The 24,252-nt window shown below is 63.1% G+C and carries 1 protein-coding gene; it reads left to right on the top strand.

The features are described 5' to 3' along the window. The first annotated feature begins 127 nt into the window (after nucleotides 1–127). Nucleotides 128–24,160, top strand: coding sequence for an immunoglobulin-like domain-containing protein (locus QMK51_RS00745; protein WP_320392881.1), 24,033 nt, complete (start codon nucleotides 128–130; stop codon nucleotides 24,158–24,160). The last annotated feature ends 92 nt before the right edge of the window (nucleotides 24,161–24,252 follow it).

The following is a 24,252-nucleotide window of genomic DNA, read 5'->3' as shown; positions in this document are numbered from 1 at the left end:
AAATTATTGACTATTTCGCATCAACGTTATGCACCAAATATTTTAGAAAGTACGTCCAGCCCCGCTCGGTGAACACCCCCGAGCGGTTCATGGAAGTCAACTGAACGTGACACCCGGAGAGTCTTCAATGAGCAGTGTTGTTGCCATCGTCAAAAGCATTGTTGGTCAGGTTTTCGCGGTGTCCCCAGAGGGCATCCGCCGCGTACTCGTTGAAGGCGACCGGTTGTTGGTGGGCGACCAGATAGACACTGGTGCCGCTGGCGCCATCACGCTCGAACTGGCTGACGGCCGGACCCTGGACCTGGGCCGCGACACTCAATGGAGCGGCAGCAATCCGGACTCCAGCACCGACCTTGCGCAAGCCACCGCACAAGCCGCGCCATCGGTTGACGAATTACAGCAAGCCATCGCCGCCGGCGTCGACCCGACCACTGCTCTTGAAGCCACCGCAGCCGGCCCTACTGCTGCGAGCACGGGTGGATCTGCCGGTGGTGGCCACAGCTTCGTGGACCTGGAGGCAACTGCGGCCCGGGTTGCCCCGACCATTGGTTTCGAGACAGCGGGCCTCGCCACTGCCGCGTCGGCAACACAAGACATTACCGGCAGCCAGACGGCCAACACCAGCGCCAACACTCTGCTCGAATCGACCCTGAGCCTGAGCGCCACGCCGACCATCACCGAAGCCGGTGGCGTGCTGGTTTATACCGCGACCCTGACCCAGGCGCCGCTGACCGACCTGACCATCACCCTGTCCAACGGCTCGGTGATCGTGATCGCAGCCGGCCAAACCACCGGCACCGTCAACGTTCCGCTGGCACCGAACGACACTGTTTATAACGATTCGACCCAGATCGACGTGACCGTCACCGGCACCACGGGCGGTAGCGGTATCGTGGTCACCCCGCCGACTGCACCGGCCGTGACCCAGGTCACCGACACCGTCGACACCACCACCGTCACACTGACGGCCGGTTCGACCGTCAACGAAGGCGGCCAGATCACCTACACCGCGACCTTGACCAACCCGGCGCAGACGCCAGTCACAGTCACCCTGTCCAACGGTTCGACCATCACCATCGCCGCTGGCAACACCACCGGCAGCGTGAACGTTCCGACGCCGGCCAACGACGTCTACAACAATGGCAGCACCGTCAGCACCACGATCACCGGGACTACCGGCGGCAACTTCGAGAATCTGGTGCCGAATCCTTCCCCGGCGGTCACCACCATTACCGATTCGGTCGACACCACCACCGTCACACTGACAGCGGGTTCGACCGTCACTGAAGGCGGCCAGATCACCTACACCGCGACCTTGACCAACCCGGCGCAGACGCCGGTCACCGTCACCCTGTCCAACGGTTCGACCATCACCATCGCCGCTGGCAACACCACCGGCAGCGTGAACGTTCCGACGCCGGCCAACGACGTCTACAACAATGGCAGCACCGTCAGCACCACGATCACCGGGACTACCGGCGGCAACTTCGAGAACCTGGTGCCGAACACGACCCCGGCGGTCACCACCATTACCGATTCGGTCGACAACACCGGCCTGAGCCTGACCGCCACCGGCAGCGTCACTGAAGGCGGCCAGATCACCTACACCGCGACCTTGACCAACCCGGCGCAGACGCCGGTCACCGTCACCCTGTCCAACGGTTCGACCATCACCATCGAAGCCGGTAAAACCACCGGTTCCGTGAGCGTCGACACCCCGGCCAATGACGTCTACAACAACGGCAGCACCATCAGCACCACGATCACTGGCGCTACCGGCGGCAACTTCGAGAACCTGGTGCCGAGCACCACGCCGGCCGTCACCACCATCACCGACTCGATCGACAACACCGGCCTGAGCCTCAGCGCCACCGGTACCGTCGTCGAAGGCGGCCAGATCACCTACACCGCCACCCTGACCAACCCGGCCGGCACGCCGATGACCGTGACCTTGAGCAACGGCTCGGTCATTACCATCGAAGCGGGCAAGACCACCGGCAGCGTGACGGTCGATACCGCGGCCAACGATGTCTACAACAATGGCAGCACCGTCAGCACTACGATCACCGGCACCACCGGCGGCAACTTCGAACAACTGACCCCGAGCACCGAGCCGGCGCTCACCACCATTACCGATTCGAAAGACGACACCGGCCTGAGCCTGTCGGCGTCCACCGAAGTGGCCGAAGGTGGTCAGATTCTGTACACCGCGACCCTGACCAATCCGGCCGGCACACCAGTGACCGTGACTTTGAGCAACGGCGCGGTGATCACCATCGCCGCTGGCGCCACCACCGGCAGCGTGAGCGTCGCCGCCCCGGCCGATGATGTCTATAAAGATGCCGGCAAGGTTGAAGTCACCATCAAGGACGCCGCGGGCGGCAACTTTGAGAACCTGGTTACTGACCCGGCGGCAGCAGTCACCGATGTGACCGACACCATCGACACCTCGACCGTGAACCTGACCGCGACTTCGAGTGTGGCCGAAGGCGGCACCGTGGTGTACACCGCGTCCGTGTCCGCTCCAGTCACCGGTTCGCCAGTCGTTGTGACCCTGTCCAACGGCCAGACCATCACCATTCCGGTCGGCTCGAGCAGTGCCAGCGTCAACTTCACCGCGCCGAACGATGCGTTGGCCGGCGGCGGCTCCCTGAGCGTGAAAATCGACGATGCCAAGGGCGGTAACTACGAGAAGCTGGAAGTCGATGGCAAGTCGGCTGATACCTCGATCACTGACACCCAGGACACCACCACCCTCAGCCTGAGCGCTACTGACTCCGTGACAGAAGGCGGCTCCATCGTTTACACCGCCACCCTGACCAACGCCGCCGGCACTCCGGTCACCGTGACACTGTCGAACGGTGCCGTGATCACCATCGCAGCCGGCGCAACCAGCGGCTCCGTGACCGTCGACGCACCGAAGGACGACGTCTACAAAGACGCCGGTACCGTTGAAGCAACGATCAAAGACGCGGCCGGCGGTAACTTCGAAAACCTGGCGACCAACCCAGCGGCGGCGGTCACCAATGTGACTGACACCATCGACACTTCGACCGTCAACCTGACCGCGACCAGCGCTGTGGCTGAAGGCGGCACGGTGGTGTATACCGCGTCCGTGTCCGCTCCAGTCACCGGTTCGCCAGTCGTCGTGACCCTGTCGAACGGCCAGACCATCACCATCCCGGTCGGCTCGAGCAGTGCCAGCGTCAACTTCACCGCGCCGAACGATGCGTTGGCCGGCGGCGGTTCCCTGAGCGTGAAAATCGACGATGCCAAGGGCGGTAACTACGAGAAACTGGAAGTCGACGGCAAGTCGGCGGACACCTCGATCACTGACACAGCGGACACCACCACCCTCAGCCTGAGTGCGACCGATTCGGTGGCAGAAGGCGGCTCCATTGTTTACACCGCCACCCTGACCAACGCCGCTGGGACTCCGGTCACTGTGACCTTGTCGAACGGCGCGGTGATCACCATCGCCGCCGGCGCCACCAGTGGCTCCGTGACCGTCGATGCACCGAAGGACGACGTCTACAAAGACGCCGGCCAAGTCGAAGTGACCATCAAAGACGCCGCCGGCGGCAACTTTGAAAACCTGGCGACCAACCCAGCAGCGGCGGTTACCAACGTCACCGACACTGTCGATACTTCGACCGTCAATCTGACCGCAACTGCGAGTGTGGCTGAAGGCGGCACCGTGGTGTACACCGCGTCCGTGTCCGCTCCAGTCACCGGTTCGCCAGTCGTCGTGACCCTGTCGAACGGCCAGACCATCACCATCCCGGTCGGTTCGAGCAGCGCCAGCGTCAACTTCACCGCGCCAAACGACGCTTTGTCGGGCGGCGGTTCCCTGAGCGTAAAAATCGACGATGCCAAGGGCGGCAACTACGAGAAGCTGGAAGTCGATGGCAAATCAGCCGACACCTCGATCACTGATACCCAGGACACCACCAGCCTGTCGCTGACCGCCACCGGCGCTGTGGATGAAGGCGGCCAGATCACCTATACGGCGACCCTGACCAACGCCGCTGGGACTCCGGTCACTGTGACCTTGTCGAACGGCGCAGTCATCACCATTGAAGCGGGTAAAACCACAGGCTCCGTGACCGTCGATGCGCCGAAAGACGACGTCTACAAAGACGCCGGTACCGTCGAAGCAACGATCAAAGACGCGACCGGTGGCAATTTCGAAAATCTGGCCACCAATCCGGCGGCGGCAGTTACCGAAGTCACCGACACCGTCGACACCTCGACGGTCAACCTCACCGCGACCAGCACTGTGACCGAAGGCGGCACCGTGGTGTACACCGCGTCCGTGACTTCGCCTGTCACCGGTTCGCCGGTGGTCGTAACCCTGTCGAATGGCCAGACCATCACCATCCCGGTCGGCGCCAGCAGTGCCAGCGTCAACTTCACCGCGCCGAACGATGCGTTGGCCGGTGACGGCTCCCTGAGCGTCAAGATTGACGATGCCAAGGGCGGCAACTACGAGAAGCTGGAAGTCGATGGCAAGTCAGCCGACACCTCGGTGACCGATACCTCGGACACCACGACTCTGAGCCTGAGCGCGACCGACTCCGTGGCTGAAGGCGGTTCCATCGTTTACACCGCGACCCTGAGCAATGCGGCCGGTACACCAGTGACCGTGACCTTGTCGAACGGTGCCGTCATCACCATCGCCGCCGGTGCCACCAGTGGCTCCGTGACCGTCGACGCGCCGAAAGACGACGTCTACAAAGACGCCGGCCAAGTTGAAGTGACCATTAAGGACGCTGCGGGCGGAAACTTCGAAAATCTGGCCACCAATCCAGCGGCGGCAGTTACCGAAGTCACCGACACCGTCGACACTTCGACGGTCAACCTCACCGCGACCAGCACTGTGACCGAAGGCGGCACGGTGGTGTATACCGCGTCCGTGTCCGCTCCAGTCACTGGTTCGCCAGTCGTCGTGACCCTGTCGAACGGCCAGACCATCACCATCCCGGTCGGCTCGAGCAGTGCCAGCGTCAACTTCACCGCGCCGAACGATGCGTTGGCCGGCGGCGGTTCCCTGAGCGTGAAAATCGACGATGCCAAGGGCGGTAACTACGAGAAACTGGAAGTCGACGGCAAGTCGGCGGACACCTCGATCACTGACACAGCGGACACCACCACCCTCAGCCTGAGTGCGACCGATTCGGTGGCAGAAGGCGGCTCCATTGTTTACACCGCCACCCTGACCAACGCCGCTGGGACTCCGGTCACCGTGACCTTGTCGAACGGCGCGGTGATCACCATCGCCGCCGGCGCAACCAGTGGCTCCGTGACCGTCGACGCGCCGAAAGACGACGTCTATAAAGACGCCGGCCAAGTCGAAGTGACCATTAAGGACGCTGCAGGCGGAAACTTCGAAAATCTGGCCACCAATCCAGCGGCGGCAGTTACCGAAGTCACCGACACCGTCGACACTTCGACGGTCAACCTCACCGCGACCAGCACTGTGACCGAAGGCGGCACGGTGGTTTACACCGCGTCCGTGTCCGCTCCAGTCACCGGTTCGCCAGTCGTTGTGACCCTGTCGAACGGCCAGACCATCACCATCCCGGTCGGCTCGAGCAGTGCCAGTGTCAACTTCACCGCGCCGAACGATGCCCTGACCGGTGGCGGCTCCCTGAGCGTGAAAATCGACGATGCCAAGGGCGGTAACTACGAGAAGCTGGAAGTCGACGGCAAGTCAGCCGACACCTCGGTGACCGATACTGCGGACACCACGACTCTCAGCCTGAGCGCAACCGATTCGGTGGCTGAAGGCGGCTCCATCGTCTACACCGCGACGCTGAGCAACGCCGCCGGCACGCCGGTCACCGTGACCTTGAGCAACGGCGCGGTGATCACCATCGCCGCCGGCGCCACCAGTGGCTCCGTGACCGTCGACGCGCCGAAAGACGACGTCTACAAAGACGCCGGCCAAGTCGAAGTGACCATCAAGGATGCTGCGGGCGGCAACTTCGAAAATCTGGCGACCAATCCGGCAGCGGCGGTCACCGATGTGACCGACACCATCGACACTTCGACGGTCAACCTCACCGCGACCAGCACTGTGGCTGAAGGCGGCACGGTGGTTTACACCGCATCCGTCTCGGCACCGGTCACCGGCTCGCCAGTGGTTGTGACCCTGTCGAATGGCCAGACCATCACCATCCCGGTCGGTTCGAGCAGCGCCAGCGTCAATTTCACTGCGCCGAACGATGCGTTGGCTGGAGGCAACTCCCTGAGCGTGAAAATCGACGATGCCAAGGGCGGCAATTACGAGAAGTTGGAAGTCGATGGCAAGTCAGCCGACACCTCGATCACTGATACCCAGGACACCACCAGCCTGTCGCTGACCGCCACCGGCGCTGTGGATGAAGGCGGCCAGATTACCTACACGGCGACCCTGACCAACGCCGCTGGGACTCCGGTCACTGTGACTTTGTCGAACGGTGCCGTGATCACCATCGAGGCCGGTAAAATCAGCGGCTCCGTAACTGTCGACGCACCAAAGGACGACGTCTACAAAGACGCCGGCACCGTCGAAGCGACGATCAAAGACGCGACCGGTGGAAATTTCGAGAATCTGGTCACCAGCGATACGCCCGCGGTCACCACTGTTAACGACACCCTCGATACCAGCACCGTTTCGCTGACTGCCACCGCGAATGTTGCCGAAGGCGGCACCGTGGTTTACACGGCTTCCGTTACCGCGCCAGTGACCGGCTCGCCAGTCGTCGTGACCCTGTCGAATGGCCAAACCATCACCATCCCGGTCGGCGAAACCACTGGCAGCGTGAACTTCGTCGCGCCAAACAGCCCGCTGGCGGGTGGCAGCTCACTGAGCGTCAAGATCGACGGCGCTGCGGGCGGTAACTACGAGAAGCTGGAAGTCGATGGCAAGTCGGCGGACACCTCGGTGACTGACACGGCGGACACCACCACTCTTAGTCTGAGTGCGACCGACTCCGTGGCTGAAGGCGGCTCCATCGTCTACACCGCGACCCTGACCAATGCGGCCGGCACACCAGTGAACGTTACGCTGAGCAATGGCGCCGTGATCACCATCGCCGCCGGCGCAACCACCGGCTCCGTGACCGTCGATGCACCGAAAGACGACGTCTACAAAGACGCCGGTACCGTTGAAGCAACGATCAAAGACGCGGCCGGCGGTAACTTCGAAAACCTGGCGACCAACCCAGCGGCGGCGGTCACCAATGTGACTGACACCATCGACACTTCGACCGTCAACCTTACCGCGACCAGCGCTGTGGCTGAAGGCGGCACGGTGGTGTACACCGCGTCCGTGACTTCGCCTGTCACCGGTTCGCCAGTGGTCGTAACCCTGTCGAATGGCCAGACCATCACCATTCCGGTTGGATCGAGCAGCGCCAGCGTGAATTTCACTGCGCCTAACGATGCCCTGACCGGTGGTGGCTCCCTGAGCGTCAAAATCGACGATGCCAAGGGCGGTAACTACGAGAAGCTGGAAGTCGACGGCAAGTCGGCGGACACCTCGGTGACCGACACAGCGGACACCACGACTCTCAGCCTGTCGGCGACCGACTCCGTGGCAGAAGGCGGCTCCATCGTCTACACCGCGACCCTGACCAACGCCGCCGGCACTCCGGTGACCGTGACATTGAGCAACGGCTCCGTGATCACCATCGCCGCCGGTGCCACCTCTGGCTCCGTGACCGTCGATGCACCGAAGGACGACGTCTACAAAGACGCCGGCCAAGTCGAAGTGACCATCAAGGACGCCGCGGGTGGCAATTTTGAAAACCTGGCGACCAACCCAGCAGCGGCGGTTACCAACGTCACCGACACTGTCGATACTTCGACCGTCAATCTGACCGCAACTGCGAGTGTGGCTGAAGGCGGCACCGTGGTGTACACCGCGTCCGTGTCCGCGCCAGTGACCGGCTCGCCAGTCGTTGTGACCCTGTCGAATGGCCAGACCATCACCATCCCGGTCGGCGAAACCACTGGCAGCGTGAACTTCGTCGCGCCAAACAGCCCGCTGGCGGGTGGCAGCTCACTGAGCGTCAAGATCGACGGCGCTGCGGGCGGTAACTACGAGAAGCTGGAAGTCGACGGCAAGTCGGCGGACACCTCGGTGACCGATACCTCGGACACCACGACTCTGAGTCTGAGTGCGACCGACTCCGTGGCTGAAGGCGGTTCCATCGTTTACACCGCCACCCTGACCAACGCCGCTGGGACTCCGGTCACTGTGACCTTGTCGAACGGCGCGGTGATTACCATCGCCGCCGGCGCCACCAGTGGCTCCGTGACCGTCGATGCACCGAAGGACGACGTCTACAAAGACGCCGGCCAAGTCGAGGTGACGATCAAAGACGCCGCCGGCGGCAACTTTGAAAACCTGGCGACCAATCCGGCCGCTGCGGTTACCGACGTCACCGATACCATCGACACCTCGACGGTCAATCTGACGGCAACTTCGAGTGTGGCTGAAGGCGGCACGGTGGTGTACACCGCCTCCGTCAGCGCGCCAGTCACCGGTTCGCCAGTCGTTGTGACCCTGTCCAACGGCCAGACCATTACCATCCCGGTCGGCTCGAGCAGTGCCAGCGTCAACTTCACCGCGCCGAACGATGCGTTGGCCGGCGACGGCTCCCTGAGCGTCAAAATCGACGACGCCAAGGGCGGTAACTACGAGAAGCTGGAAGTCGACGGCAAGTCGGCGGACACCTCGGTGACCGATACTGCGGACACCACGACTCTCAGCTTGTCGGCGACCGATTCGGTCGCTGAAGGCGGCTCCATTGTTTACACCGCCACCCTGACCAACGCCGCTGGGACTCCGGTCACTGTGACCTTGTCGAACGGCGCGGTGATCACCATCGCCGCCGGCGCCACCAGCGGCTCCGTGACCGTCGATGCACCGAAGGACGACGTCTACAAAGACGCCGGCCAAGTCGAGGTGACGATCAAAGACGCCGCCGGCGGCAACTTTGAAAACCTGGCGACCAATCCGGCCGCTGCGGTCACCGATGTGACCGACACCATCGACACCTCGACCGTGAACCTGACCGCGACTTCGAGTGTGGCCGAAGGCGGCACCGTGGTTTACACCGCGTCCGTGTCCGCTCCAGTCACCGGTTCGCCAGTGGTTGTGACCCTGTCCAACGGCCAGACCATCACCATCCCGGTCGGCGCCAGCAGCGGTTCTATTAACTTCGTTGCGCCAAACGACGCGTTGGCCGGTGGCGGTTCGCTGAGCGTCAAGATCGACGGCGCTGCGGGCGGTAACTACGAGAAGCTGGAAGTCGACGGCAAGTCGGCGGATACCTCGGTGACCGATACCCAGGACACCACCACCCTCAGCCTGAGCGCAACCGATTCGGTGGCTGAAGGCGGCTCCATCGTCTACACCGCGACGCTGAGCAACGCCGCCGGCACGCCGGTCACCGTGACCTTGAGCAACGGCGCGGTGATCACCATCGCCGCCGGCGCCACCAGTGGCTCCGTGACCGTCGACGCGCCGAAAGACGACGTCTACAAAGACGCCGGCCAAGTCGAAGTGACCATCAAGGATGCTGCGGGCGGCAACTTCGAAAATCTGGCGACCAATCCGGCAGCGGCGGTCACCGATGTGACCGACACCATCGACACTTCGACGGTCAACCTCACCGCGACCAGCACTGTGGCTGAAGGCGGCACGGTGGTTTACACCGCATCCGTCTCGGCACCGGTCACCGGCTCGCCAGTGGTTGTGACCCTGTCGAATGGCCAGACCATCACCATCCCGGTCGGTTCGAGCAGCGCCAGCGTCAATTTCACTGCGCCGAACGATGCGTTGGCTGGAGGCAACTCCCTGAGCGTGAAAATCGACGATGCCAAGGGCGGCAACTACGAGAAGCTGGAAGTCGATGGCAAGTCGGCTAATACCTCGATCACTGACACCCAGGACACCACCACCCTCAGCTTGAGCGCAACCGACTCGGTCGCTGAAGGCGGTTCCATCGTTTACACCGCCACCTTGACCAACGCCGCTGGGACTCCGGTCACTGTGACCTTGTCGAACGGCGCAGTCATCACCATTGAAGCGGGTAAAACCACAGGCTCCGTGACCGTCGACGCACCAAAGGACGACGTCTACAAAGATGCCGGCACCGTCGAAGCGACGATCAAAGACGCGACCGGTGGAAATTTCGAGAATCTGGTCACCAGCGATACGCCCGCGGTCACCACTGTTAACGACACCCTCGATACCAGCACCGTTTCGCTGACTGCCACCGCGAATGTTGCCGAAGGCGGCACCGTGGTTTACACGGCTTCCGTTACCGCGCCAGTGACCGGCTCGCCAGTGGTCGTGACCCTGTCGAATGGCCAGACCATCACCATCCCGGTCGGCGAAACCACTGGCAGCGTGAACTTCGTCGCGCCGAACGATGCCCTGACCGGTGGTGGCTCCCTGAGCGTCAAAATCGACGATGCCAAGGGCGGTAACTACGAGAAGCTGGAAGTCGATGGCAAGTCAGCCGACACCTCGGTTACCGACACGGCAGACACCACCACCCTCAGCCTGAGCGCTACTGACTCCGTGGCTGAGGGCGGCTCCATCGTTTACACCGCCACCCTGACCAACGTCGCCGGCACACCGGTCACCGTGACCTTGTCGAACGGTGCCGTGATCACCATCGCCGCCGGCGCCACCAGTGGCTCCGTGACCGTCGACGCGCCAAAAGACGACGTCTATAAAGACGCCGGCCAAGTCGAAGTGACCATCAAGGACGCTGCTGGCGGCAACTTCGAAAATCTGGCCACCAATCCGGCAGCGGCGGTCACCGATGTGACCGACACCATCGACACCTCGACCGTGAACCTGACCGCGACTTCGAGTGTGGCCGAAGGCGGCACCGTGGTGTACACCGCGTCCGTGACTTCGCCTGTCACCGGTTCGCCGGTGGTCGTAACCCTGTCGAATGGCCAGACCATCACCATCCCGGTCGGCGCCAGCAGTGCCAGCGTCAACTTCACCGCGCCGAACGATGCGTTGGCCGGTGACGGCTCCCTGAGCGTCAAGATTGACGATGCCAAGGGCGGCAACTACGAGAAGCTGGAAGTCGATGGCAAGTCAGCCGACACCTCGGTGACCGATACCTCGGACACCACGACTCTGAGCCTGAGCGCGACCGACTCCGTGGCAGAAGGCGGCTCCATCGTTTACACCGCCACCCTGACCAATGCCGCCGGCACGCCGGTCACCGTGACACTGTCGAACGGTGCCGTGATCACCATCGCCGCCGGCGCCACCAGCGGCTCCGTGACCGTCGATGCACCGAAGGACGACGTCTACAAAGACGCCGGCCAAGTCGAAGTGACCATCAAAGACGCCGCCGGCGGCAACTTTGAAAACCTGGCGACCAATCCGGCAGCGGCGGTCACCGATGTGACCGACACCATCGACACTTCGACGGTCAACCTCACCGCGACCAGCACTGTGGCTGAAGGCGGCACGGTGGTTTACACCGCATCCGTCTCGGCACCGGTCACCGGCTCGCCAGTGGTTGTGACCTTGTCCAACGGCCAGACCATCACCATCCCGGTCGGTTCGAGCAGTGCCAGCGTCAACTTCACCGCGCCGAACGATGCCCTGACCGGTGGTGGCTCCCTGAGCGTCAAAATCGACGACGCCAAGGGCGGTAACTACGAGAAGCTGGAAGTCGACGGCAAGTCAGCCGACACCTCGATCACCGACACAGCGGACACCACTAATCTCAGCCTGAGCGCCACCAACTCGGTGACCGAAGGTGGCCAGATCACCTACACCGCGACCCTGACCAACGCCGCCGGCACTCCGGTGACCGTGACATTGAGCAACGGCTCCGTGATCACCATCGATGCCGGTAAAACCACCGGCACCGTGACCGTCCCGGCACCATCCGATGACGTCTACAAGGACGCGGGCACGGTTCAGGCGACCATCTCCACCGCCACCGGTGGCAACTTCGAGAACCTGGTCCCTAGCACTGCCCCGGCAGTCACCAGCGTCACCGACACTATCGATACTTCGACCGTCACCCTGAACGCGACATCCACCATCGCCGAAGGCGGCACGGTGGTTTACACCGCCTCCGTCAGCGCGCCAGTCACCGGTTCGCCAGTCGTTGTGACCCTGTCCAACGGCCAGACCATCACCATTCCGGTCGGCTCGAGCAGTGCCAGCGTCAACTTCACCGCGCCGAATGATGCGTTGGCCGGCGGCGGTTCCCTGAGCGTCAAGATCGACGACGCCAAGGGCGGCAACTACGAGAAGCTGGAAGTCGACGGCAAGTCGGCGGATACCTCGGTGACTGACACGACAGACACCACCACTCTTAGTCTGAGTGCGACCGACTCCGTGGCTGAAGGCGGTTCCATCGTTTACACCGCCACCCTGACCAACGCCGCCGGCACCCCGGTCACCGTGACACTGTCGAACGGCGCGGTGATCACCATCGCCGCCGGCGCCACCAGCGGCTCCGTGACCGTCGACGCGCCGAAGGACGACGTCTACAAAGATGCCGGCCAAGTCGAAGTGACCATCAAGGATGCTGCGGGCGGCAACTTCGAAAATCTGGCCACCAATCCGGCAGCGGCGGTCACCGATGTGACCGACACCATCGACACCTCGACCGTGAACCTGACCGCGACTTCGAGTGTGGCCGAAGGCGGCACCGTGGTGTACACCGCATCCGTCTCGGCACCGGTCACCGGCTCGCCAGTGGTTGTGACCCTGTCGAATGGCCAGACCATCACCATCCCGGTCGGTTCGAGCAGCGCCAGCGTCAATTTCACCGCGCCGAACGATGCGTTGGCTGGCGGCAACTCCCTGAGCGTCAAGATCGACGATGCCAAGGGCGGCAACTACGAGAAGCTGGAAGTCGATGGCAAGTCAGCCGACACCTCGATCACCGACACGGCGGACACCACGACTCTGAGCCTGAGCGCGACCGACTCCGTGGCAGAAGGCGGCTCCATCGTTTACACCGCCACCCTGACCAATGCCGCCGGCACGCCGGTCACCGTGACACTGTCGAACGGTGCCGTGATCACCATCGCCGCCGGCGCCACCAGCGGCTCCGTGACCGTCGATGCACCGAAGGACGACGTCTACAAAGACGCCGGTACCGTTGAAGCAACGATCAAAGACGCGGCCGGCGGTAACTTCGAAAACCTGGCGACCAACCCAGCGGCGGCGGTCACCAATGTGACTGACACCATCGACACTTCGACCGTCAACCTGACCGCGACCAGCGCTGTGGCTGAAGGCGGCACGGTGGTGTATACCGCGTCCGTGTCCGCTCCAGTCACCGGTTCGCCAGTCGTCGTGACCCTGTCGAACGGCCAGACCATCACCATCCCGGTCGGCGCCAGCAGTGCCAGCGTCAACTTCACCGCGCCGAACGATGCGTTGGCCGGCGGCGGTTCCCTGAGCGTGAAAATCGACGATGCCAAGGGCGGTAACTACGAGAAACTGGAAGTCGACGGCAAGTCAGCCGACACCTCGGTGACCGATACCTCGGACACCACGACTCTGAGCCTGAGCGCGACCGACTCGGTGGCTGAAGGCGGCTCCATCGTTTACACCGCCACCCTGACCAACGCCGCCGGCACTCCGGTCACCGTGACACTGTCGAACGGTGCCGTGATCACCATCGCAGCCGGCGCAACCAGCGGCTCCGTGACCGTCGACGCACCAAAGGACGACGTCTACAAAGACGCCGGCACCGTCGAAGCGACGATCAAAGACGCGACCGGTGGCAATTTCGAGAACCTGGTCACCAGCGATACGCCCGCTGTCACCACTGTTAACGATACCCTCGATACCAGCACCGTTTCGCTGACTGCCACCGCGAATGTTGCCGAAGGCGGCACCGTGGTTTACACGGCTTCCGTTACCGCGCCAGTGACCGGCTCGCCAGTCGTCGTGACCCTGTCGAATGGCCAAACCATCACCATCCCGGTCGGCGAAACCACTGGCAGCGTGAACTTCGTCGCGCCAAACAGCCCGCTGGCGGGTGGCAGCTCACTGAGCGTCAAGATCGACGGCGCTGCGGGCGGTAACTACGAGAAGCTGGAAGTCGACGGCAAGTCGGCGGACACCTCGGTGACCGATACCTCGGACACCACCACTCTTAGTCTGAGTGCGACCGACTCCGTGGCTGAAGGCGGTTCCATCGTTTACACCGCGACCCTGACCAATGCCGCCGGCACGCCGGTCACCGTGACCCTGTCGAACGGCGCGGTGATCACCATCGCCGCCGGCGCAACCACCGGCTCCGTGACCGTCGATGCACCGAAAGACGACGTCTACAAAGACGCCGGTACCGTTGAAGCAACGATCAAAGACGCGGCCGGCGGTAACTTCGAAAACCTAGCGAGCAATCCAGCGGCAGCAGTTACCGAAGTCACCGACACCGTCGACACTTCGACGGTGAACCTGACCGCGACGTCCACCGTCGCCGAAGGCGGCACGGTGGTGTACACCGCATCCGTCAGCGCACCGGTCACCGGCTCGCCAGTGGTCGTGACCCTGTCCAACGGCCAGACCATCACCATCCCGGTCGGCTCGAGCAGTGCCAGCGTCAACTTCACCGCGCCAAACGACGCTTTGTCGGGCGGCGGTTCGCTGAGCGTAAAAATCGACGATGCCAAGGGCGGCAACTACGAGAAGCTGGAAGTCGATGGCAAATCAGCCGACACCTCGGTGACCGATACCTCGGACACCACGACTCTGAGCCTGAGCGCGACCGACTCGGTGGCTGAAGGCGGCTCCATCGTTTACACCGCCACCCTGAGCAATGCGGCCGGTACACCAGTGACCGTGACCTTGTCGAACGGTGCCGTGATCACTATCGATGCCGGCAAAACCACCGGCACCGTGACCGTCGCGGCACCGTCCGATGACGTTTACAAAGACGTCGGCACTGTTCAGGCGACCATCTCCACCGCCACCGGTGGCAACTTCGAGAACCTGGTTCCTAGCACTGCCCCGGCAGTCACCAGCGTCACCGACACCGTCGACACTTCGACGGTCAACCTCACCGCGACCAGCACTGTGACCGAAGGCGGCACGGTGGTATACACCGCCTCCGTCAGCGCGCCAGTAACCGGTTCGCCAGTCGTTGTGACCTTGTCCAACGGCCAGACCATCACCATCCCGGTCGGCTCGAGCAGTGCCAGCGTCAACTTCACCGCGCCAAACGACGCTTTGTCGGGCGGCGGTTCGCTGAGCGTAAAAATCGACGATGCCAAGGGCGGCAACTACGAGAAGCTGGAAGTCGATGGCAAATCAGCCGACACCTCGGTGACCGATACCTCGGACACCACGACTCTGAGCCTGAGCGCGACCGACTCGGTGGCTGAAGGCGGCTCCATCGTTTACACCGCCACCCTGAGCAATGCGGCCGGTACACCAGTGACCGTGACCTTGTCGAACGGTGCCGTGATCACTATCGATGCCGGCAAAACCACCGGCACCGTGACCGTCGCGGCACCGTCCGATGACGTTTACAAAGACGCCGGCACGGTTCAGGCGACCATCTCCACCGCCACCGGTGGCAACTTCGAGAACCTGGTTCCTAGCACTGCCCCGGCAGTCACCAGCGTCACCGACACTATCGACACTTCGACCGTGAACCTGACCGCGACGTCCACCATCGCCGAAGGCGGCACGGTGGTTTACACCGCGTCCGTGACTTCACCAGTCACCGGCTCGCCAGTCGTTGTGACCCTGTCCAACGGCCAGACCATCACCATTCCGGTCGGTTCGAGCAGTGCCAGCGTCAACTTCACCGCGCCGAACGATGCGTTGGCCGGCGGCGGTTCGCTGAGCGTGAAAATCGACGATGCCAAGGGCGGCAATTACGAGAAGCTGGAAGTCGACGGCAAGTCGGCTGATACCTCGATCACCGACACGGCGGACACCACCACTCTCAGCCTGAGCGCGACCAACTCGGTCGCCGAAGGTGGCCAGATCACCTACACCGCGACCCTGACCAACGCCGCCGGCACTCCGGTGACCGTGACGCTGAGCAACGGTGCCGTGATCACCATCGACGCCGGTAAAACCACCGGCAGCGTGACCGTCCCGGCGCCATCCGATGACGTCTACAAAGACGCTGGCACCGTTCAGGCGACCATCTCCACCGCCACCGGTGGCAACTTCGAGAACCTGGTTCCTAGCACTGCCCCGGCAGTCACCAGCGTCACCGACACCATCGATACTTCGACGGTGAACCTGACGGCGACGTCCACCGTCGCCGAAGGCGGCACGGTGGTGTACACCGCCTCCGTCAGCGCGCCAGTAACCGGTTCGCCAGTCGTTGTGACCCTGTCCAACGGCCAGACCATCACCATTCCGGTCGGCTCGAGCAGCGCCAGCGTGAATTTCACTGCGCCGAACGATGCGTTGGCCGGCGGCGGTTCCCTGAGCGTGAAAATCGACGATGCCAAGGGCGGTAACTACGAGAAGCTGGAAGTCGATGGCAAATCAGCCGACACCTCGATCACCGACACCGTCGACGCCACCAATCTCAGCCTGAGCGCCACCAACTCAGTGGCCGAAGGTGGCCAGATCACCTACACCGCGACCCTGACCAACGCCGCCGGCACTCCGGTGACCGTGACGTTGAGCAACGGCGCAGTCATCACCATTGAAGCGGGTAAAACCACCGGCACCGTAACCGTCCCGGCACCATCCGATGACGTCTACAAAGACGCCGGCACCGTTCAGGCGACCATCTCCACCGCCACCGGTGGCAACTTCGAGAACCTGGTCCCTAGCACTGCCCCGGCAGTCACCAGCGTCACCGACACTATCGACACTTCGACCGTCACCCTGAACGCCACCGCTTCGGCGGCGGAAGGCGGCACCGTCACCTACACCGCGACCGTCGGTGCACCGGTGACTGGCAGCCCGGTTACCGTGTCCCTGGCCAACGGCCAGACGATCACCATCGAGGTCGGTAAAACCACCGGTACCGTGACCACCGCCGCGCCGAACGACGCGTTGGCCGGCCATACTCCGCTGACCAACTCGATCACCAGTGTCAGCGGCGGCAACTACGAGAACCTGGTGGCGGACAAAACGCCGGTCAGCACCACCGTGACCGACACCGTCGACACCACCAATCTCAGCCTGAGCGCCACCAACTCGGTCGCCGAAGGTGGTTCCATCGTTTACACCGCCACCCTGACCAACGCCGCCGGCACTCCGGTGACCGTGACGCTGAGCAACGGTGCCGTGATCACTATCGATGCCGGCAAAACCACCGGCACCGTGACCGTCGCGGCACCGTCCGATGACGTTTACAAAGACGCCGGCACGGTTCAGGCGACCATCTCCACCGCCACCGGTGGCAACTTCGAGAACCTGGTTCCTAGCACTGCCCCGGCAGTCACCAGCGTCACCGACACCATCGATACTTCGACGGTGAACCTGACCGCGACGTCCACCATCGCCGAAGGCGGCACGGTGGTTTACACCGCCTCCGTCAGCGCGCCAGTAACCGGTTCGCCAGTCGTTGTGACCTTGTCCAACGGCCAGACCATCACCATCCCGGTCGGCTCGAGCAGTGCCAGCGTCAACTTCACCGCGCCAAACGACGCTTTGTCGGGCGGCGGTTCGCTGAGCGTAAAAATCGACGATGCCAAGGGCGGCAACTACGAGAAGCTGGAAGTCGATGGCAAATCAGCCGACACCTCGGTGACTGATACCTCGGACACCACGACTCTGAGCCTGAGCGCGACCGACTCGGTGGCTGAAGGCGGCTCCATCGTTTACACCGCCACCCTGACCAACGCCGCCGGCACTCCGGTGACCGTGACCTTGAGCAACGGCTCCGTGATCACCATCGACGCCGGTAAAACCACCGGCACCGTGACCGTCGCGGCACCGTCCGATGACGTTTACAAAGACGCCGGCACCGTTCAGGCGACCATCTCCACCGCCACCGGTGGCAACTTCGAGAACCTGGTTCCTAGCACTGCCCCGGCAGTCACCAGCGTCACCGACACTATCGACACTTCGACCGTCACCCTGAACGCCACCGCTTCGGCGGCGGAAGGCGGCACCGTCACCTACACCGCGACCGTCGGTGCACCGGTGACTGGCAGCCCGGTTACCGTGTCCCTGGCCAACGGCCAGACGATCACCATCGACGTCGGTAAAACCACCGGTACCGTGACCACCGCCGCGCCGAACGACGCGTTGGCCGGCCATACTCCGCTGACCAACTCGATCACCAGCGTCAGCGGCGGCAACTACGAGAACCTGATGGCGGACAAAACGCCGGTCAGCACCACCGTGACCGACACCGTCGACGCCACCAACCTCAGCCTGAGCGCCACCAACTCGGTCGCCGAAGGTGGTTCCATCGTTTACACCGCCACCCTGACCAACGCCGCCGGCACTCCGGTGACCGTGACGCTGAGCAACGGTGCCGTGATCACTATCGATGCCGGCAAAACCACCGGCACCGTGACCGTCGCGGCACCGTCCGATGACGTTTACAAAGACGCCGGCACGGTTCAGGCGACCATCTCCACCGCCACCGGTGGCAACTTCGAGAACCTGGTTCCTAGCACTGCCCCGGCAGTCACCAGCGTCACCGACACCATCGATACTTCGACGGTGAACCTGACCGCAACGTCCACCATCGCCGAAGGCGGCACGGTGGTTTACACCGCCTCCGTCAGCGCGCCAGTAACCGGTTCGCCAGTCGTTGTGACCCTGTCCAACGGCCAGACCATCACCATTCCGGTCGGCTCGAGCAGTGCCAGTGTCAACTTCACCGCGCCGAACGATGCCCTGACCGGTGGTGGCTCCCTGAGCGTCAAAATCGACGACGCCAAGGGCGGTAACTACGAGAAGCTAGAAGTCGATGGCAAGTCGGCTGATACCTCGATCACCGACACAGCGGACACCACCCATCTCAGCCTGAGCGCCACCAACTCAGTGGCCGAAGGTGGCCAGATCACCTACACCGCGACCCTGACCAACGCCGCCGGCACTCCGGTGACCGTGACGTTGAGCAACGGCTCCGTGATCACCATCGATGCCGGTAAAACCACCGGCACCGTGACCGTCGCGGCGCCATCCGATGACGTTTACAAAGACGCCGGCACCGTTCAGGCGACCATCTCCACCGCCACCGGTGGCAACTTCGAGAACCTGGTCCCTAGCACTGCCCCGGCAGTCACCAGCGTCACCGACACTATCGACACTTCGACCGTCACCCTGAACGCCACCGCTTCGGCGGCGGAAGGCGGCACCGTCACTTACACCGCGACCGTCGGTGCACCGGTGACTGGCAGCCCGGTTACCGTGTCCCTGGCCAACGGCCAGACGATCACCATCGAGGTCGGTAAAACCACCGGTACCGTGACCACCGCCGCGCCGAACGACGCGTTGGCCGGCCATACTCCGCTGACCAACTCGATCACCAGCGTCAGCGGCGGCAACTACGAGAACCTGGTGGCGGACAAAACGCCGGTCAGCACCACCGTGACCGACACCGTCGACACCACCAATCTCAGCCTGAGCGCGACCAACTCGGTCGCCGAAGGTGGCCAGATCACCTACACCGCGACCCTGACCAACGCCGCCGGCACTCCGGTGACCGTGACCTTGAGCAACGGCTCCGTGATCACCATCGACGCCGGTAAAACCACCGGCACCGTGACCGTCCCGGCGCCATCCGATGACGTTTACAAAGACGCCGGCACCGTTCAGGCGACCATCTCCACCGCCACCGGTGGCAACTTCGAGAACCTGGTTCCTAGCACTGCCCCGGCAGTCACCAGCGTCACCGACACTATCGACACTTCGACCGTCACCCTGAACGCCACCGCTTCGGCGGCGGAAGGCGGCACCGTCACCTACACCGCGACCGTCGGTGCACCGGTGACTGGCAGCCCGGTTACCGTGTCCCTGGCCAACGGCCAGACGATCACCATCGACGTCGGTAAAACCACCGGTACCGTGACCACCGCCGCGCCGAACGACGCGTTGGCCGGCCATACTCCGCTGACCAACTCGATCACCAGCGTCAGCGGCGGCAACTACGAGAACCTGGTGGCGGACAAAACGCCGGTCAGCACCACCGTGACCGACACCGTCGACACCACCACCCTCAGCCTGAGCGCCACCAACTCGGTCGCCGAAGGTGGCCAGATCACTTACACCGCGACCCTGACCAACGCCGCCGGCACACCGGTCACCGTGACGTTGAGCAACGGCTCCGTGATCACCATCGACGCCGGTAAAACCACCGGCACCGTGACCGTCGCGGCACCGTCCGATGACGTTTACAAAGACGCCGGCACGGTTCAGGCGACCATCTCCACCGCCACCGGTGGCAACTTCGAGAACCTGGTCACCAGCAACACCGCTGCGGTCACGACTGTCACCGACACCATCGACAAAACCGAAGTCAGCATCAGCGGCAGCACCTCGGTGACCGAAGGCCAGACCGCCAGCTACACCGTCAGCCTGACCCACCCGGCACAGACCGAAGTGACCCTGAAAATCGTCTACAGCGGCACCGCCGCCGACGGTTCGGACTTCACCGGCGTGTACACCGTGAAAATCCCGGCTGGCGCCAGCAGCGCGAGCTTCAACGTCGCAACGCTGGACGACAAGCTCACCGAAGGCACCGAGAACTTCGTGATCAAGATCGACTCGGCCACCGGCGGTAACTTCGAAAACCTCGCGGTCAGCGCTTCCAGCGGCAGCGTCAGCACCTCGATCACCGACAACGATGCCGCGCCGGTTCTCGACCTGGACGCCAACAACTCCAGCGGTGCCACCGGGGCCAACTACAACGTGACCTTCACCGAAGGCACCGCCGGCCAGGGCGTATCGATCGGCGACACCGACCTGAAGATCACCGACCCGGACAGCACGATGCTGACCGGCGCCACCATCGTGCTGACCAACCGTCAGCCGGGCGACGCGCTGAACCTGGGCAACAGCGTCAACGGCATCAGCATCAACGCCAACAGCCAGGACGGCACTGTCACCCTGACCCTGTCGGGCAACGCGACGCTGGCCGACTACATGCAGCAGATCAAAAACATCAGTTTCACCAACAGCAGTGAAGATCCGAACACCGTGCCGCGGATCATCACCGTGACGGTGACCGATGGCAGCAACTACTCCAACACCGCGACCACCACCGTCAACGTGGTGGCCGTGAACGATGCGCCGACCGCCGCACCGGTTAACGTCACTGGCACCGAAGACACCCCACTGATCCTCGGCTGGTCGACCTTCGGCGTCAGCGATGTCGACAGTTCGGCCGCCAACCTGGGGGTGAAAATCACTCAGTTGCCGGGCGAAGGCAAGTTGCAGTACCTGGACGGTTCGACCTGGAAAGACGTGGCGACCAACCAGACCTTCACTAAAGCCGACATCGACGCCGGCAAACTGCGCTTCACGCCAGATGCCAACGAATCAGGCGTTGACGGCTACGGCGGCACCGGTGTGGGCAATAACCAGGCGGACTACGCGCAAATCAAGTTCCAGCCAACCGACGGTCAGCTGCTGGGCAACACCGGCACGGTGAAAATCGACATCACACCGGTTGCCGACGCGCCATCCCTGAGCGTCGCGGACAACAGCGTCAAGTCCACCGGCCTGATCAAGGAAGTCTGGACCGGTCTGTCGGGCCTCGGCACCGATGGCAGCGGCGCGGCTTCCGGCACGCTGAAATCGGTCATCGACAGCGCGGGTACCCCGAACAGCAGCGCCGCCGTGACCAACGTGCAGTCCGACGGCGTCGCCGTCGGCACGGCCTCGAAAACGTCCGGCCTGATCTACCTCGAAGCCGGCAAGACGTACACCTTCAGCGGTACCGGTGACGACAGTCTGTTGGTGACCATCGGTGGCCAGAATGTGGCCGCGGCCACGTGGGGTGCAGGCGGCAAGCTGAACGGCTCGTTCACCCCGACCACCAGCGGCTACTACACCCTGGACATCTACCACCACAACCAGCATGGCCCGGGTAACTATGACGTCAACCTGTCGATCAACGGCGGTGCCGCAGTCGACCTGAGCAGCGCCGGCGTGCCGCTGTACACCGGCGTGGCGGATCTGGCCGCTTCTGGCGTGACCGTTTCCGACCTGCACGGCACCAATGGCGAAGGCTACTACGACGGCTACAAACTCAACGAAGGCGCCGAAGGCACCAGCGTTCACTTGTCCGCGATCAAGACAGCACTGACCGACACTGACGGCTCCGAAAGCCTGAGTGTGAAAATCAGCGGCATCCCGGCGGGCTCGGTGCTCACCGATGGCGCAGGTCACACCTTCACCGCCAGCGCGACCAACGGCGAAGCCAACGTCACCGGCTGGAACCTCGGCACCCTGACCGTCACACCGCCGTCGTACTACAACGGCCAATTCACCCTGACCGTCACCTCGACGTCCACCGAAGCCCATGGCGGTTCGGCACCGAGCACCGCGCAGATCCCGGTCACGGTGTACCCGGCGGTTTACAACGCCATCACCGCCACTGCGGCCGACGACACCATCACCGGCACCGATGGTAACGACATCATGGTCGCCGACATCGGCGGGCTGACCGTGGTGCCGGGCACTAACTACAATATCGCGTTCATGGTCGACAGCTCGGGCAGCATGAGCGCCTCTTCGATCAGCGCGGCCAAGGATTCGCTGACGGCGGTGTTCAACACCCTCAAGCAAAGCCTGGGCAGCAACTCCGGGACCGTGAAGATTTTCCTGGTGGACTTCGATACCCAGGTCAACAAGTCGGTGTCGGTGAACCTGAATGACCCGAACGCACTGACCCTGCTCAAGTCAGTACTGGACTCGATGTCGTCCGGCGGTGGCACCAACTACGAGGACGTGTTCAAAACCACGGCCAACTGGTTCCAGAGTGCCGACGCCACTGCCAATACCGGTGCGAAGAACCTCACGTACTTCATCACTGACGGCAAGCCGACCTACTACCAGAGCGGTGAGCAGACCAACCCGACCTTGTACGGCAACGTGAAGCTCGATGACGTCATCACCACCACCAATTACAAGTTGGGGCAGACCTATTCCAGCTATCTGGACAGCACTCACTACCTGACCATCGACAGCGCCGGCAACGTCACGCTGCAGACTCTGAAAAACTCTGGGCGCTGGAGCAGTTCTGAACTGGGCACCCTCCATGCCGAGGGTAACGGCACGTACGAACTGTCCTATCGCGATGGCACCGGCAGCAGCACCGATTCCACCGCCATCGACAACTCCACCAGCGGCTTCGCATTGCTAAGCAACGTGTCGACGGTGGAAGCGATCGGCCTGAACACAGACGTCACCCTCACCGACCTCAAGCCCTACGACTCGAATCAAACGCCACAAACCAACATCGACCCGAAAGACCTGACCAACTCGATCATCGGCCATACCGAAGCGACAATGCCGGGTGCCGACACGGTCAGCGGCGGTGACGGCAACGATCTTCTGTTCGGCGATCTGGTGAGCTTCAATGGCATCGCCGGCGAGGGTTATCAGGCCATGCAGGCGTTCGTGGCCCAGCAGACCGGCGTCGACGTCAGCAAAGTCACCACCAGCAACGTGCACCAGTACATCACCGAGCACTACACCGCGTTCGACGTGTCTGGCGCCCACGACGGTAACGACACGCTGCTGGGTGGCGCAGGCAACGACATTCTCTTCGGCCAGGGCGGCAACGACCTCCTCGACGGCGGCAAGGGCAATGACATCCTGCTCGGCGGCAGCGGCAATGACTCGTTGATCGGCGGTCAAGGCAACGACATCCTGATTGGTGGTTCGGGTGCCGACACCTTCATCTGGAAGGCTGGCGACACCGGCAGCGACGTGATCAAGGACTTCAAGGCCAGCGAAGGCGACCGCATCGACCTGCGCGATCTGTTGCAGGGTGAAAGCGGCAGCACCATCGACAACTTCCTGAAGATCACCACCGTGGATGGCGTGTCGTCCTTGCAGGTCAGCTCCGCCGGCAAGTTCAACGGCGCCGACGCAGCAGCGGCCACCCCGGACGTGACGATCAAACTGGAAGGTAACAATTGGTCCAGCGCCAGCATCAACTCGTTGATCGCCGGCAGTGACCCGACCATCAAGATCGATCACAACAACAGCTGATCAGCAGGCTGACGGCCGCCCAAACCGGGCGGCCGTCATGTATGCGCACACCTCACGGGTGACGATTTCGTCGTCACACCGCATACTCGCCT

The organism is Pseudomonas sp. P9_31 (assembly GCF_034008235.1).
Classification (GTDB): Bacteria; Pseudomonadota; Gammaproteobacteria; order Pseudomonadales; family Pseudomonadaceae; genus Aquipseudomonas.
This window is presented reverse-complemented; position numbering and strand designations above follow the sequence as displayed.

Coding starts and splice junctions, on each gene's coding strand:
- QMK51_RS00745 (WP_320392881.1), top strand. CDS start 128: ATGAGCAGTGTTGTTGCCATCGTCAAAAGCATTGTTGGTCAGGTTTTC.